The organism is Vibrio sp. 1078-1 (assembly GCF_033340475.1).
This window is the reverse complement of record NZ_JAWOWM010000112.1, coordinates 1-993: the sequence shown is the minus strand read 5'-3', so window position 1 is coordinate 993 and position 993 is coordinate 1. Positions and strand designations below refer to the sequence as shown.

Annotated in this window: 2 protein-coding genes; both read right to left on the bottom strand. The window is 51.1% G+C overall.

Translation table 11 applies throughout. The features are described from left to right. Window positions 1-212, bottom strand: a 212-nt coding sequence (locus tag R7190_RS25955) for a DUF3157 family protein (RefSeq protein ID WP_318137692.1), incomplete at its 3' end; no start/stop codon positions are given. 25 nt (window positions 213-237) lie between these two features. Then, window positions 238-993, bottom strand: a 756-nt coding sequence (locus R7190_RS25950; RefSeq protein ID WP_318137691.1) for a TrkH family potassium uptake protein, incomplete at its 5' end; no start/stop codon positions are given.

Genomic DNA, 993 nt, shown 5'->3' with positions numbered 1-993 from the left:
GGAATTGTCGCAATCGCAGGAGCTGCGACAGTTTCAACCGCGCTTGTTGTGGTTTGGGCTACGGCCTCTTTTGGCGCAGAACTTGTCATCACGTATTCCCAAGTAAAGTCATCGTTCAACTTCACTTCTCGACCGTCGGCTAAAGTGACGACTTCAGCGGCGTAGGCGGATGAGGTGGCGAGTAGGGTCGCCAGAGTGATCCATGTTTTCATTGTCATACCTTTTATTTGTGTCTGCTTAACGGCGCCAAAACGCAGGGAAGAACAGTACAAGAATAGTCAGAATCTCCAAGCGGCCCATCAACATACCAAAGCTTAGAAGCCATTTAGCGGCATCTGGTAGTGGCGCGAAGTTACCGGTTGGGCCGATCACGCTACCCATGCCAGGACCCACGTTGGCAACGGCGGTGATTGAGCCAGAAATGCTGGTCACGGGATCAAGACCAAGGGCACTTAAACAGCCAGCGATAAAGATGATGGTGATAAAGAACATCAACCCAAACGCCACCACAGAGCGCACGATGTCGTCGTTCACAGGACGTTGGTTGTAACGTTGCACGAAAACGCCGGATGGATGAATCAGTTTCATGATCTGTTTGTTTAACAGCGTCATAGCAATTTGGAAACGGAAGATTTTAATCCCGCCCGCGGTTGAGCCAGAACATGCCCCTGCCATCATTAAGAAGGCAAAGAGCGTGGTTGGCAGAGCACCCCAAGCGGTGAAATCTTCCAAGCCGAACCCGGTGGTTGTCACCACAGAAACGATGTTGAACATCGACACTCGCAGGGCATCCAAAATGGTGTAACCATCGCGAATCACTAGCCAAGCGGCAACCACTAAGCTTGAGAACAAGAACAAGTATGCAAAGCCTCGTACCTGTGCATCTTTGACCAGAATATCGATGCTGCGTTTGCGTAAAGCGGCAACAAACAATAGAAATGGCAGACCGCCCAAGAACATGAAAGTGGTCGCGACCCAGTGCGCGCCGTTGGA